The following is a 15,545-nucleotide window of genomic DNA, read 5'->3' on the forward strand; positions in this document are numbered from 1 at the left end:
GGCTTCGCCTTATTCAGTGCAATTTAGCAAATTACTCACTCAGCTGTGGTCTTTTTTGGTGGACGTCCGCGTGGACGACGAGGAGGGCGGTTCGATTTCTCTTTTTCCGCTTTCGCTGCTTCATCATCCAATTCTGTTTCTGTCGTAGTTGTTGCTTGTTCAGCTTTTTCAAGCGGTTGAGCAGGTTTAGTAACTTCTGCAACAGCTTCGGTCACGGTTTCAACTTCAGCAACCACAGTAGGTTCGACTGCTTCAGCCTCAACTGGTGCAACTTCTGCAACAGTCTCTGTACTAGCAAGTTCTAAAGGTTGTTGCTCTGGTGCAGTTGCTGCTTCTACGACAACCGCATCGTCTGCTTGTTTCACTTCTTCTTTCGATTCAGTCGTTTCTACAGGAGCTGGCGTTGCATTTGAGGCAACATGTGCTTCTTTTGCCTGCTCCGCAGCCATTTTCGCTAAACGGCGACGTTCACGCGGGTCATTGGCAACACGAACTGCCGCTGCATCCGGTGGTGTTAATGCTAACACTGGTGCAGGTTCAGCTTCTTCAGTTGGCTTCTGAGTCGGAAGTTCAGCATCACGTGTGACAGGGCGTTTGTCTTCTTTAACGACGGTTTCAGTCACTAAACTATTTGCATATTGTTCAGCGAACTTTTGTAAAGCGCGGTTAAAGGTGGTGACTAAGCCGAATTGCTCAATCAGGATTGTGCAATCATCACCATAGACATGACGAATCAAGCTACCCATCGTATATTGTCCCAGCGTGGGTGTCTGCGACAGTGCAACTTTTACAGTAGCCGTTTTCGGTGCAGTTTGGTGGTTGCGCTGACGACGACGTGAACGTGGATCATTGCTGGCACGTTGTGCAGGTGCTTGTGCAGTTTCTTCAACAGGTGCTTTTTCAGTAGTCGCTTGTTCTACTTGAGCTGGCGCAGGTGTTTCAACTTTTTCTACAACAGGTTTTGCTTTTTCTGCTTTAGCAGCTGGCGCTGTTACTTGTTGTGGATTTAATGCAACAATTTCACTTTGACCTTGATCAATATTCACAACAAGCGCTGTGTTCATTGGTTCACTGCGAGGTGCATCGACCACATCCACTTTAACCTGTTGTGGATTTACCACAGCTTCAGGTGCAGCCGTCGGTGTTTCATTTAACACACTCTGGTCACGATGGCGATTTGGTCGATTTGGACGTTGTTGGTTACGGTCACGACGTGGTAAAGGCGCAGACTCATTGCCCTGAGCAGCATCATGATGCTGTTGCTGGTTTTGAGATTCTTGTGGCTGTTGACGTTTTTGTTGACGTTTTAGCTCACGTTGCTCATGGCGCTGTTCTTGACGTGACAGTTGAACCACTTCTTCATGCACTTGATTTTGTTGTTCATGCGCATGTGCATGTTGCTCACGTTGTTCTTTGTGCTTGCGCTTCTTCTGGTTTTGGTTCGGACGATGTGATTTCTCGTCTTTCTCAAAGCTTTCACGTGCTTCTTGTTTCACAGGGTTTTGTGAAATATAAGCATTGTTTGCAGTTGGCGCAGTAACTTCAGCGATTGCTGGTGTATTGACTTGGCCAAACTGACCACGGCTCACCGCACCGTTATTCACCATTTGTTCAATCGCGGCTGCTGCATTTTGTGCAGAACGAGATTGATCGGTGGTTTGTGCTTGTTTTTGAACAAATAAGTTCTCTAACCAAGCGCAAGGACTTGCTGACTTTTGCGTGCTTGCTTGAGTTTGTTTTGCTTGCGCAGCATGTTGCTGAGCCGCTTTCTTCTGTGGTGCAGCAGCTTGGTTTTGTGCAGCAGGTGCATGGTGATGCTCTGCATCTTCTAAATGCCAGTCTGAAGATTCATAGCCCAGTTCTTTTTCGCTTGAACGGGTGGCTTCAGTACGTTCGTAGCTAGAAGGGGCGAAACCATCTGGATTGAACTGGATTTGGTAATGTGGTGTTTCCAAGTGCGGGTGAGGCAATACGGTAACACGTACATTTGAGGTTTGTTCTAAGTAAACTAGGCTGTGACGTTTTTCATTCAATAAGAAGGCTGCGATTTCCACAGGGACTTCGACTTGAACTTCACCTTGACGTTCACGTAAAGCAATTTCTTCAACCTTACGCATAATCGAAAGTGACAGTGAACGTAAGTCACGTACCATACCTGTGCCATGACAGCGTGGGCAAACATAGCCAGTCGCTTCTTCTAGCGAAGGACGTAGGCGTTGACGGCTCATTTCCATCAGACCAAAACGTGACAGTTGACCGAATTGAATACGTGCGCGATCACTTTGTGTTGCTTCACGTAATTTCGCTTCAACCATACGCTGGTTACGGTCTTTGGTCATGTCGATGAAGTCGATCACGACTAAGCCACCAATATCGCGTAAACGAAGTTGACGTGCGATTTCTTCGGCTGCTTCCAAGTTGGTATTGAGCGCCGTTTCTTCAACATCATGACCGCGGGTTGATTTCGCCGAGTTGATATCGATCGATACCAATGCTTCGGTTTGGTCAATCACGATTGAACCACCAGAAGGAAGTTTTACTTCACGTTCATAAGCCGTTTGGATTTGGCTTTCAATTCCAAAATGAGCAAAGAGTGGCTCATTCAAGGTGTAGGTTTTGAGTTTGTCCAATTGACGCGGCATTACTGCTTTTACGAAGTTATACGCTTCGTTATAGGCTTGCTCGCTATCAATCAGGATTTCAGCCACGTCATCACGTAAATAATCACGGATTGCACGGGTCACCACACCAGCTTCTTGATGAACCAGCATTGGTGATGGACCAGAACCTGCTGAACCTTGGATTTGAGCCCAAAGGTCGAGTAAGTGTTGTAAGTCGAGTTGTAACTCTTCTTGTGTACGGCCAATACCTGCAGTACGAACGATCACGCTCATGCCACGCGGTACATTTAAAGAAGCTAAAATTTCTTTCAGTTCTTCACGCACTGAACCCGAAATTTGACGGCTAATACCCCCACCTTTTGGATTGTTTGGCATGAGGACTAAATAACGACCCGCAAGTGAGATAAAAGTAGACAGGGCAGCACCTTTGTTGCCGCGTTCTTCTTTTTCAACTTGAACCAATAATTCAGTGCCTTCAGTGATGAGTTCACGAATATTTGAAGTTTGACGAGGGTCTGCTTTGAAATACGAGTTTGCAATTTCTCGCATCGATAAAAAGCCTTGACGCTGTGCGCCGTACTCAACGAAAACCGCTTCTAAAGACGGTTCAACGCGAGTGACATGACCTTTATAGATATTTGATTTTTTTTGTTCGCGAGTACGATTCTCTAAATCGAAATCGTAAAGACGATTACCAGTGATAAGTGCAACGCGAACTTCTTCGGCGTGGGTTGCATTAATCAACATACGTTTCATGGGTGTGACACCTAATAGTGATGCACACAAACAACAAGCCCAATATTTTTTGAGCAAACATCAAATTGGCGCGATCAAGACTCAGAAGCAACTTTGTGTAGGAAGCTCTGAAACCACTGACTGTAAATATCCAGCTGGGGTTTTGATACGGTTATTTCGATGTCGGCAATACTGCTTCAATCTTGAATCCGTTGATATTTCATGTATGTCTTACATCTGTGAAATATCACTAGATCCGACATAATCAAAGTTTCCTGTACGCTTCACTGGCGGGTGAGCGGTGCATTGGATGGTGACTTTCACTGTCATTAAGCATTGAAGTCGATCCATCTGGAAGTCTTGATACGGAATGATCATCGTATCTCTGCTTAGCAGTTCCAATGCATCAACGCTTTAGCCTGAATGCGACATCAGGGAGCAAATTGTCTGATGTGGATCAGTTTACGTTTAATAACCAGCAAATTGCTGGCGACATATTTTTTCTGAACAAACTGTATGTGCATATGCACAATTAAACGCAACAGTTTGCCATTTTGCCGATATAATAAGCCTTCGGCGTCGGCATAATTCTTTAGGACCTATCCGAGTTGTTGGTGAATATCTCATCGATTAAAAATTTTATCTAAATAAAATTTCTGATTTGATGCTCACTTACGGTGGTATCCGTGCGCTGAATATATCAAACCTTGCGGCATCTGCCTATGGGCTAAGTTTAGGTTTCTTGTGAAATAACTTAGCTAAATGATCATTTTTTAATCATATTTAACAAATCTTGGATTAATCGAGCGTATGAATTCTACACAACAATGGCAAAGTGTCACTTGGTTTGACGTGGATGAGCATCAAGACGGGCAGCGAATAGATAATTTTTTATTTACCCGATTAAAAGGTGTACCGAAGAGTCGAATCTACCGTTTGGTTCGTGAAGGACAAGTACGCGTTAATAAAAAAAGAATAAAAGCAGAGACACGTTTGAAGATTGGCGACCAGATTCGTGTCGCACCAATCCGCTATGAACAAAAGGATGAAACTGCGGCACCAGTGAGTGATGGCGTGGCACAAAGTCTACTCAGCCGTGTGGTATATGAGGATGAAGGGCTATTGGTCGTTAATAAACCGTCAGGGATTGCGGTGCATGGCGGTAGTGGGGTGGCCTATGGCTTAATCGAAGCCTTGCGTGCCGCGACAGGTAAAAAATACTTGGAACTGATCCACCGTATTGACCGTGATACTTCTGGCTTGGTCATGATCAGTAAAAAGCGCAGTACTTTAAAGCTGCTACAGGATTTACTACGCGAGCATAAAATTCAAAAAACTTATGCAGCGATTGTCAAAGGACAAGTCAGTTTGGATCAGCAATTGATTGATGCACCCTTATTGCGTTATGAACTGGCCAATGGCGAACGTCGTGTCCGTGTCACCAAAGACGGTAAGCCGAGTAAAACAGATTGGAAAGTGGTTGAACGTTTTAAAGCCGCGACTTTGGTGCATGCATCACCGTTATCTGGCCGGACCCATCAAATCCGTGTACATGGTCTCAGTATTGGGCATCCTTTAGTTGGGGATGATAAATACGGACACAATACGGCCTATACCGGTCCAGAAGCCCGCCGTTTGTGCCTACATGCTATGCGTTTAGATATTCCTAACTATCCAAGTATCGAAGCGCCAATGCCTGAAGATATGCAACAGGTGATCGATCAGTTGAGAAAGCAGAAATGAGTCAAAATATTGAACTGGTGATTTTTGATTGGGATGGCACCTTATTCGATTCGGTTGGGCAAATCGTAGCAAGCTTGCAATATGCAGCACAGCAATTTGAACAACCGCTTACGGATGAAGCTGCGAAAAGTATTATTGGCTTAGGTTTACCTGAAGTCATGCAAATCCTGTTTCCGCAAGTTCCGCATTTACAGCAAGATATTTTGCAATGTTATGCAGATCATTATGTGGCAAACTCCAAAGGGGATGCGTGGTTTAGCGGTGTTGCAGAGCTGCTCGCTGATCTAAAACAGCAGGGCTTAAAGCTCGCTGTGGCAACTGGTAAAAGTCGTAAAGGTTTAGATCGGGTTTTGGCACAAACCAATAGTGATGAAATCTTTGATATTACCCGCGCAGCCAGTGAAACCAAATCCAAACCTGATCCATTGATGCTGCAGGAAATTTTGACTGAGCTGGATGTCGCTGCTGATCGTGCTGTTATGGTAGGCGATACCAGTTATGATCTAGAAATGGCTCAAAATCTGAATATGCCGCGTATTGGTGTGAGTTATGGTGTACATAGCATTGAAACCTTGCAGCAATATCAACCCTTGGCCATTGCGCACAATGTGCAGGATCTACATGCTTATTTGCAAAGTGTGCTGAATGTGGATGCCTTAACCGAGAGTTAATCAATTCAAATCCTATGAAACGACAATGATGGGAGTGTTTGCATTCCCATCATCCATAATAACAATAGGGACAACATGAGTCGTTCAATCCGTTTGCTTAATCTATTACAACTGCTTAGAGAATATCGCTATCCAGTGACTGCACAGGTGTTGGCAGAGCGTTTACAGATTAGTCAGCGCAGTGTCTATCGTGATATCGAAACTTTGCGTGGGCAGGGTGTTTGTATTGATGCTGCCGCTGGATTAGGGTTTCAACTAAAACAAGATTTCCTGCTTCCGCCAATGACGCTGAATGAAACTGAGATCGAAGCGATTTTTTTAGCACTGAATTGGTTGAGTGATATTCCTGATTTGGCTTTGAAATCGGCCTCAACTTCGGTGTTGGCAAAGCTCAATGCAGTACTGCCTGAGCATTGTCAGCATCAACTTGAACAAACCACTTTAAGATCGATCAATGTCTGGTTACCTGTCGATGAAACTTTGGTGGAACAAGTGCGTTTGGCCATCCGCCAGCAGTTAAAAATTACCGTAGATTATGCTGACGAACAACAACGGGTAAGTTCTCGTATTTTGTGGCCATTTGCGCTAGGTTATTTTAATGATCGAATCGTATTGGCAGCATGGTGTGAGTTACGTAAAAGTTTTCGTCACTTCCGTATTGATCGAATTCGAGCGCTGAGCTTAAGTCAGGAGCTTTATCCTCAATTCAAACAGCAATTATTCCAACAGTGGTGGGCACAGGAAATGTGCCGTGAGACTACTGACAAAAACTGACAATCAAAACAATTACATTGAAATAAGAATAACTCACCAAGGAAATATCAAAATGGCACTTAAACTTTATACCAATAGTTTTTCGCGTGGCGTCGTTGTTGACTGGCTGCTGATCGAGCTTGGCATTGAATGCGAACGTATCGAGGTTGCCTTTCAAACTGAGATGAAAGCGCCTGAATATTTAAAAATCAATCCATTTGGCAAAGTACCTGTTCTTGTCGATGGTGATGTGGTGGTGTATGAACTTGATGCAATTTGTGCTTATCTGGCCGATAAATTTGCAGACAAAGGCTTGGCACCTGCACTGAATGATCCAAAACGTGGTGTTTATTATCGTTGGTTATTCTTTATTTCTGGGCCATGGGAAGCTGCTTCAACCAATAAAATGCTCGGTGTCGAGGTGAAGCCTGATCAGAAAGGCTCTGTGGGGTATGGCGATTATCAAGATGCCTATAACGCCTTTGTACAAGGTCTCAATGAAGTTGATCCCTATTTATGTGGTGAGCAGTTTACTGCTGCGGATGTCACGGTTGCTGCGATGTTATTTTTGCAGCTTAAGATGGGCGATATTCAGTCTCATCCTGCGATTGAGCACTATTTAGAAAACATTAAACAGCGACCAAGTTATCAGAAATTTGCTGAATTTTTTAGCAATGCCTAAGCCAATAGGCTTTACTTAAAGAATACGGAAGCCGATTGATTCGGCTTTTTTATTTGTGAAGAATTCAGTGCGAATTCAAATGGGCGCTATCTAAGCCAAATATATGTCGAATTTCTTCTAGGAATTGCTGTGTGGCAAGGTTCGATGCATTTTTTGGGTAAGCCATGAAAACATCGAGGCAGGGCAGCGGATGATGCAATGATCTGACGACAATTTGGTCGGTGGCTAAGGCTTGGATATAGGCCGGTAAAATGGCACAACGCTGCCCAGAATGGACCGCTTGAATCGCTTCGGCAATGCTATTGGCTTCATCGATGCTTTGAAAATGAATCTGCTGCTGTTTGATGTACTGGGTAATGATTCGTGCCAAAGGCTGAGACAGCTTGTGGGTTAAAATGGTTAGGGCTAAACCCTGTAATTGATCAATGTTGATTTGTGCATGCTGTGCCAAAGGATGTTGTTTCGGTAGCATAAACACCAAGGGTTCTTTGAGTATTAATTGACTTGTAAATGCTTCATTTTCAAATTTTTGATTAATAAAGATCAGGTCTAAATCACCTTTTTTCAGCAGATTGATTTGATCGCTTTCTTTAAGGTTAAGCGTACGAATTTGCAGTTTGGGCAGGCGAACTCTTAAACGTGGCAAAATATAAGGGAAAATGCGAATTTCAGCAGAGGGCACAAAACCAATTTTTAAACATTGTACTTTGGCTGCAGCAACCTGTCGCGCCATGGTAATGGCTTTGTCTGCTTGAGTGAGGGTTAAACGTGCTTGTTCGAGAAAAACTTGGCCTTCGTCAGTTAGCTCTACTTTGCGCTTGGTCCGATGCAACAGTTGTACACCAACATCATCTTCGAGATCTTTAATTTGCTGGCTGAGTGAAGGTTGCGACGTGTGTAATTTAAGCGCTGCTTTACTGAAACTGAGCTCTTCAGCAACGGTAATGAAATAGCGTAAATGACGTAATTCCATAAGACTGATCCAAATGTTTCTTACTATTATTTTAGTTATCATGATGGGAATATCATGTTGTTGGCGCATTATATCTGAGCTTATTTTATATACAATATGCTTTTTTCTAAAATATAAGAAATAGCGCAAAAGCTGATGTTTAGCCCTTGGCTTGAATTGTCATTGTGCGTTATTAGTTCGGTAAAATTGTGTTGACTCTACCATAGAAAATCAGCATAACTAACAAGCTTATGTTAGGATCAAAGACCGATTATAGTGATTTGGAATAAGACGAGAATCCTAAAAAAATCATTATGATTTGAAAGGCGATCGCATTAAAAAATAGTCCATGACCTAAACGGTATACCAAACCATTCACCTCATGCGATGAGATTCCACCAAAGAAGACGTACATGAAAGATAAGCCGACATTAACCTATCAATTGCCGACACAATCTTGCTTGAGCCATACTTGGGGGAAACCTCCTTTTCCACATGAGGCTTCTGATCATTGTGGCATTGACCGTTTTTATAATTTACAGAAACCCTTAACACCATTTGATCGTAAAGGTTTGCTCAAATGGCTGGCGACACGACAATCATCGACATGGACGGTAGATCGTTCGCATGAATGGAATATGCGGAATCACATGTTGGAACTTCCGCAGAACCGCCCGCATGCAGATATGAATGATTGGCAAATTTGGTTTGTCGGTCATGCAACAGTTCTTATTCAAATCGGCCCTTATAACTTTTTAACTGATCCAGTTTGGTGTGAATATGTCAGTCCGAAACAGGGCAATGGTCCACAACGTGTTTGTCCTGCTGGCATTGCCCTAGAACATCTTCCAACTATTCATGGCGTGTTATTGAGCCACAATCATTATGATCATATGGATCTGGCGACTTTAGAATGGTTACATCAGAAATTTGAAATGCCAATTTATACGGGCTTAGGCAATGGCTATTACCTACCTAAGCACTTACATGTGATTGAAATGGATTGGTGGCAGGAGATTCCGTTTCATGATGAGTTGAAGATCGCTTATACACCTGCGCAGCATACTTCTGGGCGTGGAGTGCGTGATCAAAATAGAGCACTGTGGGGCGGTTTTTCCTTGCTTGCTAAAACAGGCCATTGTTTCTTTGCTGGGGATACGGGCTATTCCACGCACTTTAAACAAATCCATGAGCGTTATGGCGATGCGCGGGTGGCGTTATTGCCGATAGGTGCTTATGAACCACGCATGCTGATGCGCTATGTGCATATGAATCCACAAGACGCATTTCATGCCCATTTAGATTTACATGCCCACCGTTCTTTGGCGATTCATTATCGAACCTTTCAGCTGACGGACGAAGATCGTGATGCCCCTGAACATGAACTGCAGCAAGCCATGAAATCCTCTTCAAAATTGGTGAATCCGTTTTATTGCATTCGTGAAGGGCACTTTATTCGTGCTTAGCGTTTTGTAGAGCTTTGATACTCCATAGTGAAATCACAGAAAGGCTCGCAAGTGCAATATTCATGACCACAGGATTAAAGGCTTGATAGATCTGATTGGGATAAATATATAAAACGAAAATAAATAACCCAATCAGGCTGATAATGCTGAGCCAATGCAAATACTTGTGAGTTAAAAATAAAAATAGACTACCAAAAATGATCTCGGCAATGCCCGACAGTGAAATCATCCACGAAATATAGGGGGCTGCAACATCGAGTTGCTGCCAAACATATTGCTCATCTTGTACCTGAAAAATTAACTTGGGAATCAACCCCTGATAAATCCAAAGCACTGCAATAATTAACTGACAAAACCTTAAGATCTGTTGAATGGTCTGGTTCTGACTATTCATGTTAAGACCTCATCCAATAGAAAATGCTGCTGAGTTTCAGGTGTGACGCGATAGCATTGTTCGGTTTGACCAAATAGGCGATAACGATTGAGCGCAATACGACGATAAGCAAAATCACGTATCCGTTTAGGGATAACACGCGCATATTTTAAACTGGCGTAAGGGGAATCTAGACGTTGAACGATGCGTAGAAAGGCGGTCGATTCGGTATAACATTGACCATTTTCCAGTAAGACCATTGTTTCAAAATGATCAGTAGGGAGATGGCAATAGGTGAGGAGTTGCTGTCCGATATTGGATTGCACTGAAACTAGTTTGAATTGGCAGTGTTGATCATGCTTGATCATAAAATCTGCCCATGCTGAGCATAGTACGCACTCTGCATCAAACAGGATGATGTCATGACTTTGGATAAGGTGTTCTAATGATTTCAGCATATTTATTGTTCTAATGGGGGTGTTGAATAAATTGTCCCTCAACTGCATTAAAAAAGCCATCCGAGGATGGCTTTAAATTTCAATATTTAAGGTTTACAGAAAGCTAGGTAAATGACGGGCTGGATCGGTTTCACGAGCAGCTTGAGCATCTGCAACCGTCATGCCTAATGCTTTCGCTACGCCTTCACCATAAGCAGGGTGGCATGCATAACAGTTACGGATATGACGATATTTGATGAAGTCCAAAGCATCACCCATGGCACGTGCTGTATTGCCAAATAATGCATCTTGTTGTTCAGCTGTCATCAATTCGAACAAGGCACGCGGTTGACTGAAGTAGTCATTATCATCTTCACGATAATCCCAGAAATCGGCATCGCCATTAATTTTCAATGGGGGCTCTTTGTACTGAGGCTGCTCTTGCCACTGACCAAAGCTGTTTGGCTCGTAATGTGGTAAGCCACCATAGTTGGCGTCGATACGGCCTTGACCATCGCGGTGGTTACTATGTACAGGGCAACGTGCGGCATTGACTGGAATTTGTTGGTAGTTCACACCGAGACGGTAGCGTTGAGCATCCGCATAGTTAAACAAACGCGCTTGTAACATACGGTCTGGTGAAACACTGATACCAGGTACTAAGTTACTTGGTGCAAAAGCAGATTGTTCCACATCTAAGAAGAAGTTTTCTGAATTACGGTTAAGTTCAAATTCACCAACTTCAATCAATGGATAGTCGCCGTGAGGCCAAACCTTGGTTAAGTCAAATGGGTGATATGGAACTTTCTCGGCATCTTGCTCTGGCATGATTTGTACGAAAAGCGTCCATTTTGGATAGTCTTGACGTTCAATCGCATCGAACAGATCACGTTGATGACTTTCACGATCTTGGCCCACCAATTCGCCAGCTTCTGCATCAGTTAAGTTTTTAATTCCTTGTTGCGTTCTAAAGTGGAATTTCACCCAGAAACGCTCATTGGCAGCATTAATAAAACTATAAGTATGGCTACTAAAACCATGCATATGGCGGTAGCTTGAAGGGATACCACGATCAGACATCACAATCGTTACTTGGTGTAATGCTTCTGGAAGTAATGTCCAGAAATCCCAGTTATTGGTCGCACTACGCATATTGGTTTTAGGGTCGCGTTTTACCGCTTTGTTTAAATCTGGGAATTTACGTGGATCACGTAAGAAGAACACAGGGGTATTGTTCCCGACCATGTCCCAGTTACCTTCTTCAGTATAAAATTTTAACGCAAAACCACGGATATCTCGTTCCGCATCTGCTGCACCACGTTCACCTGCAACTGTGGTAAAGCGAGCAAACATTTCAGTTTTTTTACCGATTTCGCTAAAAATTTTAGCGCGGGTATATTGAGTAATATCATGGGTTACGGTGAATGTACCAAATGCACCTGAACCTTTGGCATGCATACGGCGCTCAGGAATCACTTCACGGACAAAGTTGGCAAGTTTTTCATTCAGCCATAAATCTTGGGCTAATAATGGTCCTCTAGCACCTGCGGTCATACTATTTTGGTTGTCGACGACAGGTGCGCCGAAATCAGTAGTTAAGTGGCTATAAGGACATTTTTTATCGTCTTGGCTCATGTTCTATCTCCATCAAGATGACCCGTGAGTGAGGTCACCTCAACTGTTTGACCGTTCAAAGATATGAATGTTTAACTGTCTCATGCGCAAATTGGGTATCGAAACTTCGGATGCCTAAGTGCGATTTATAATGATCAAGTTCCCATCCTTTGTATTTTTACTCTAGGTTGATGAAAGCTTTTTTTCCAATGGATTAAAGTTGATGTCATAAATGCTTTATTCGATTGAAGCTGTCTAAATCTTAAACATGAACTGTACTTTTTTGAATGTTAGATTTGTTAAAAAAAGATAAAAGATAACGAAAAAATAAAGACTTACTGCTTTACTTAGTTTTAGTTGAAATTGAATCTAGTGTTTGTTTTGGAAAGTGAGAAAGACATCAGTTCTTTTATAAAAGGGCTTATTTTACCTGTTGGAGTTATGTAAAAAGTCCTCAATTGATTTCTCTCATGGTTTTTGATGTATCTTAAAATTGATCAATTTACTCTGTGAGTACAGTTAAAACGACTGAATTTATTCAACATACTTTGCTTGTTATCTAAAAGCAGATGCTCAGTAGTAAATATGTAAACCCTTAAGATTTTTACGTTTGCTATGTTATTTTGTGCTTATCTTTGAAGAGATTAAAAAAATGAAAAAGTTAGCATTGAGTTTCGGGTTGTCTTTAACTGTTTTAGCAGGTTGTACTTCCATGCCACAAAAAGATGAGACTAAAGCAAATTCCTTGAAGGTTGAGTTTGTTGGGCAAGGAAATTATGCGGTCACGCAACAACAGGGTACAGTAAGCTTATATGCAGTGGATAGTCAGATCGCGGATGTTCCAGCGACTTTGATTCAACAGAAAAAAGTTCAAATCTCTCAGGTCCCATTTGCGGTTGATTTTACTGTGCCTGCAGATCACCGTAAGCTTATTCAGCCCTCAGTTCGGGATGATGCTAAAATCAAATACTATGTGACTTGGGAATCGGATGCCAAGAATTTAACTGGCAAAGATGCGATTGTGATTGATTATGATCGTAAATTTCCGAACGTGACGTTGAATGGCGGCAAACAACAGATTTACCTGCGTTCAGCAAAATAAGCATATGTATTGAAAAAGGGCGATCTTGTTGAAAGTATCGCCCTTTTTATGTTTGGTCTTATATGGAAATGTCTCGTTTAGACATTGAGCATACGATTGGATTTGACCATATCGGCAAGACCGTGGGTCTTGAAATAATGTTCAAGCCAACTTTTAATCACCAGTGGGTTGTTCATTTGCAGCACATCATCCAACAGTTTTTTAGCATCAGTCATTGGGACATGGCAAATCGCTTTGCGTACTCTGAGAATATTGCTTGAACTCATCGAAAGGGTGTTAAAACCCATTGCCATTAATAAAATTGCAGACAATGGATCGCCCGCCATTTCACCGCAGACGCTGACTGGTTTCTGATGGATATGACAGTCTTGAACCAAACGTTTTAGTGCACGTAGTACCGATGGATGGAAATGCGAATAGACGTTGGCCACATGCGGGTTATTCCGATCGACTGCCAGTAAATATTGGGTTAAATCGTTTGAGCCTACCGAGAAGAAATCAACCAGTTCGGCAAATTCATCAATCTGTAAAAGTACACTTGGTACTTCAACCATAATCCCGATTTTAGGTTTGGTAATCTTGACCTGTTCTTCTTCTTGTACCGCAATCCAGTCACGTTCTAACAGATACAGTACTTCTTCCACTTCACTGACACTGGTCACCATTGGCAACAAGATATGCAAATTATTTAGACCAATACTGGCTTTCAGCATGGCACGAATTTGCGCAGAGAAAATTTCAGGATGATCAAGGGTAAAGCGTATGCCACGCCAACCCAATGCTGAATTTTCTTCTTCAATACTGAAATACGGTAAGTCCTTGTCCGCACCAATATCGAGAGTGCGCATAATCACAGGTTTGTTGGCAAAATGGCTTAATTGTTGGCGATAGATGGCACGTTGTTCTTCTTCGCCAGGGAAGCGCTCACGTAACATGAATGGAATTTCACTACGATATAAGCCAACACCTTTGGCACCTCGTTGTACACCACGGACCACATCAATCATCAAACCGGTATTGACGAATAAAGGAATCGACACGCCATCTGGGGTAATTGCATCTTTGGTTTCGTATTGCTTCAAATCTTTGGCGATTTGCTCTTCTTCTTTTTGTACTTCTTTATAACGTTGACGTAGACGACGCGGTGGATTGACGAAAACACGGCCTTGATAGGCATCTACAATCATTTCGATATCATCCAGTGTGGTGATTGGTAACTCGGTTACCCCCACCACAGTTGGAATGCCCAAGGCGCGTGCAACAATCACCATATGTGAGTTGGCCGCACCCTCAGAAGTGACAATCGCAGCAATATTATCCACGGGCAATTCCACCAAGGCTGCCGTGCTGATCTCTTCGCCAATCAAAATGCTGTCCGGACTGAGTTCACGATGACTGGTATCGTTTTCTTGCAAGCAAGCCAAGATTCGGCGCCCAAGATCTTTCAGATCAGAAACACGTTCACGCAGGTAGTCATCTTCCATTTGTGCAAATAACGCGACATGTTTGTCGATGACTTTGCGTACCGCACCCTGTGCCCAACTGCCAGCACGAATATGGTCTTTAATTTCACTCGGTAGTGCATTTTCATCTAACATACGTAAAAACACGCTAAATAAGGCACGTTCTTCCGACATGAGTGAATCTTGCATTTTTTCATCTAGGGATTGAATCTCTAAACGTACTGCTGCAATGGCTTGATCGAGTAATTCTAATTCGTCACTGATGTCTTCGGCTTCGCGATCTGGAATCGCAGCAAGGTCAGCAGGAGGGTACAACACGATGGCACGACCTAAGGCCACACCACCTGCGCCCGACACCCCTTGGAAGGTTTTATAGCTGGGTCCATTGCTGGGTTTACGGAACACATCAATATTTCCCACCGCATGCGCATGGGCAATAACCCCTGAAAGCTGTGCACAAAGAGTGACTAAGAATGATTCAGCGGCTTCGCTAAAGTCTTGAGACTCTTTATTTTGAACAACCAGCACCCCCATTACCTTGCGGCGATACATCACTGGAACGCCAAGGAAGGAGTTAAACAACTCTTCACCTGTTTCAGGTAAATAGGCAAAGCGCTCATGTTTAGGGGCATTGTCGAGGTTGACGATTTCTTCACGTTGACCAACTAAGCCAACCAAACCCTCACCGACACTCAGCGATACCGTGCCAACCGCCTCGGGTTTTAATCCTTTAGAGGCCATCAATACGTAGCGACGATTACGCTCGTCCAATAAATAAATTGAACAGACATCCACATGCATGGCATCGGCCACATGATTGACCATAATGTCCAAGGAATCATGCAAACTGACGGACGCATTGATTTCTTGCACAATGCGTCTAAGCGTGTCGAGTTGCATGTTTGACATGGATGTTTACTCCAATTTATTGAA

Annotated in this window: 13 protein-coding genes; 6 read left to right on the forward strand and 7 right to left on the reverse strand. The window is 43.1% G+C overall.

The features are described from left to right. Positions 1-35: 35 nt before the first annotated feature. Together MN869_RS08990 and MN869_RS08995 are read right to left on the reverse strand one after the other, a co-directional pair. Positions 36-3,377, reverse strand: coding sequence for an Rne/Rng family ribonuclease (locus MN869_RS08990; protein WP_033133239.1), 3,342 nt, complete (start codon positions 3,375-3,377; stop codon positions 36-38). Between the two features lie 210 nt (positions 3,378-3,587). Further along, complete coding sequence (locus MN869_RS08995) at positions 3,588-3,734, reverse strand: hypothetical protein (RefSeq protein WP_004637771.1); 147 nt, start codon at positions 3,732-3,734, stop codon at positions 3,588-3,590. A gap of 432 nt (positions 3,735-4,166) precedes the next feature. Here MN869_RS08995 and MN869_RS09000 point away from each other — a divergent pair, with 432 nt between their 5' ends. From MN869_RS09000 to MN869_RS09015, 4 genes are all read left to right on the forward strand, one after another. Further along, positions 4,167-5,099, forward strand: coding sequence for an RluA family pseudouridine synthase (locus MN869_RS09000; RefSeq protein ID WP_216077162.1), 933 nt, complete (start codon positions 4,167-4,169; stop codon positions 5,097-5,099). Continuing rightward, the gene (locus tag MN869_RS09005) at positions 5,096-5,770 is read left to right on the forward strand and encodes an HAD-IA family hydrolase (RefSeq protein WP_241304847.1); all 675 of its coding nucleotides are present in this window, start codon (positions 5,096-5,098) and stop codon (positions 5,768-5,770) included. Before MN869_RS09000 ends, MN869_RS09005 begins: the two co-directional genes overlap by 4 nt. A 75-nt stretch (positions 5,771-5,845) precedes the next feature. Next, on the forward strand, positions 5,846-6,544 hold the full coding sequence (locus tag MN869_RS09010; protein WP_241304848.1) for a YafY family protein: 699 nt from the start codon (positions 5,846-5,848) through the stop codon (positions 6,542-6,544). A 52-nt stretch (positions 6,545-6,596) separates the two neighbouring features. Then, positions 6,597-7,205 (forward strand): glutathione S-transferase family protein, encoded by a 609-nt coding sequence (locus MN869_RS09015; RefSeq protein ID WP_243307238.1) that lies wholly within the window; start codon positions 6,597-6,599, stop codon positions 7,203-7,205. Between the two features lie 64 nt (positions 7,206-7,269). On the opposite strand, the gene MN869_RS09020 is transcribed toward MN869_RS09015, so the two are convergent. Then, the gene (locus MN869_RS09020) at positions 7,270-8,178 is read right to left on the reverse strand and encodes a LysR substrate-binding domain-containing protein (RefSeq protein ID WP_241304849.1); all 909 of its coding nucleotides are present in this window, start codon (positions 8,176-8,178) and stop codon (positions 7,270-7,272) included. Between the two features lie 392 nt (positions 8,179-8,570). Between MN869_RS09020 and MN869_RS09025 the strand changes: the two genes are divergently transcribed. Further along, positions 8,571-9,623: an MBL fold metallo-hydrolase gene (locus tag MN869_RS09025; protein ID WP_004802462.1), complete on the forward strand. Its 1,053-nt coding sequence runs from the start codon at positions 8,571-8,573 to the stop codon at positions 9,621-9,623. Here the strand turns inward: MN869_RS09025 and MN869_RS09030 are convergent. From MN869_RS09030 to MN869_RS09040, 3 genes are all read right to left on the reverse strand, one after another. Next, positions 9,610-10,017 carry a DoxX-like family protein gene (locus tag MN869_RS09030; protein ID WP_033133244.1) on the reverse strand — a complete coding sequence of 136 codons (408 nt, stop codon included), beginning with the start codon at positions 10,015-10,017 and terminating at the stop codon, positions 9,610-9,612. The two genes, MN869_RS09025 and MN869_RS09030, sit on opposite strands and share 14 nt — an antisense overlap. Next, positions 10,014-10,454, reverse strand: coding sequence for a DCC1-like thiol-disulfide oxidoreductase family protein (locus tag MN869_RS09035; RefSeq protein WP_241304850.1), 441 nt, complete (start codon positions 10,452-10,454; stop codon positions 10,014-10,016). Before MN869_RS09035 ends, MN869_RS09030 begins: the two co-directional genes overlap by 4 nt. Before the next feature lie 93 nt (positions 10,455-10,547). Further along, on the reverse strand, positions 10,548-12,068 hold the full coding sequence (locus MN869_RS09040) for a catalase (protein ID WP_005200355.1): 1,521 nt from the start codon (positions 12,066-12,068) through the stop codon (positions 10,548-10,550). A 631-nt stretch (positions 12,069-12,699) separates the two neighbouring features. On the opposite strand from MN869_RS09040, the gene MN869_RS09045 reads away from it, so the two are divergent. After that, positions 12,700-13,149, forward strand: a complete 450-nt coding sequence (locus MN869_RS09045) for a hypothetical protein (protein WP_005200349.1) — start codon at positions 12,700-12,702, stop codon at positions 13,147-13,149. 77 nt (positions 13,150-13,226) lie between these two features. Here MN869_RS09045 and ptsP read toward each other — a convergent pair whose 3' ends face one another. Continuing rightward, the gene (gene ptsP, locus MN869_RS09050; protein WP_005200346.1) at positions 13,227-15,521 is read right to left on the reverse strand and encodes a phosphoenolpyruvate--protein phosphotransferase; all 2,295 of its coding nucleotides are present in this window, start codon (positions 15,519-15,521) and stop codon (positions 13,227-13,229) included. Between the last annotated feature and the right edge of the window lie 24 nt (positions 15,522-15,545).

This window comes from Acinetobacter sp. NIPH1876 (assembly GCF_022808535.1).
GTDB classification, from domain to species: Bacteria; Pseudomonadota; Gammaproteobacteria; order Pseudomonadales; family Moraxellaceae; genus Acinetobacter; species Acinetobacter higginsii.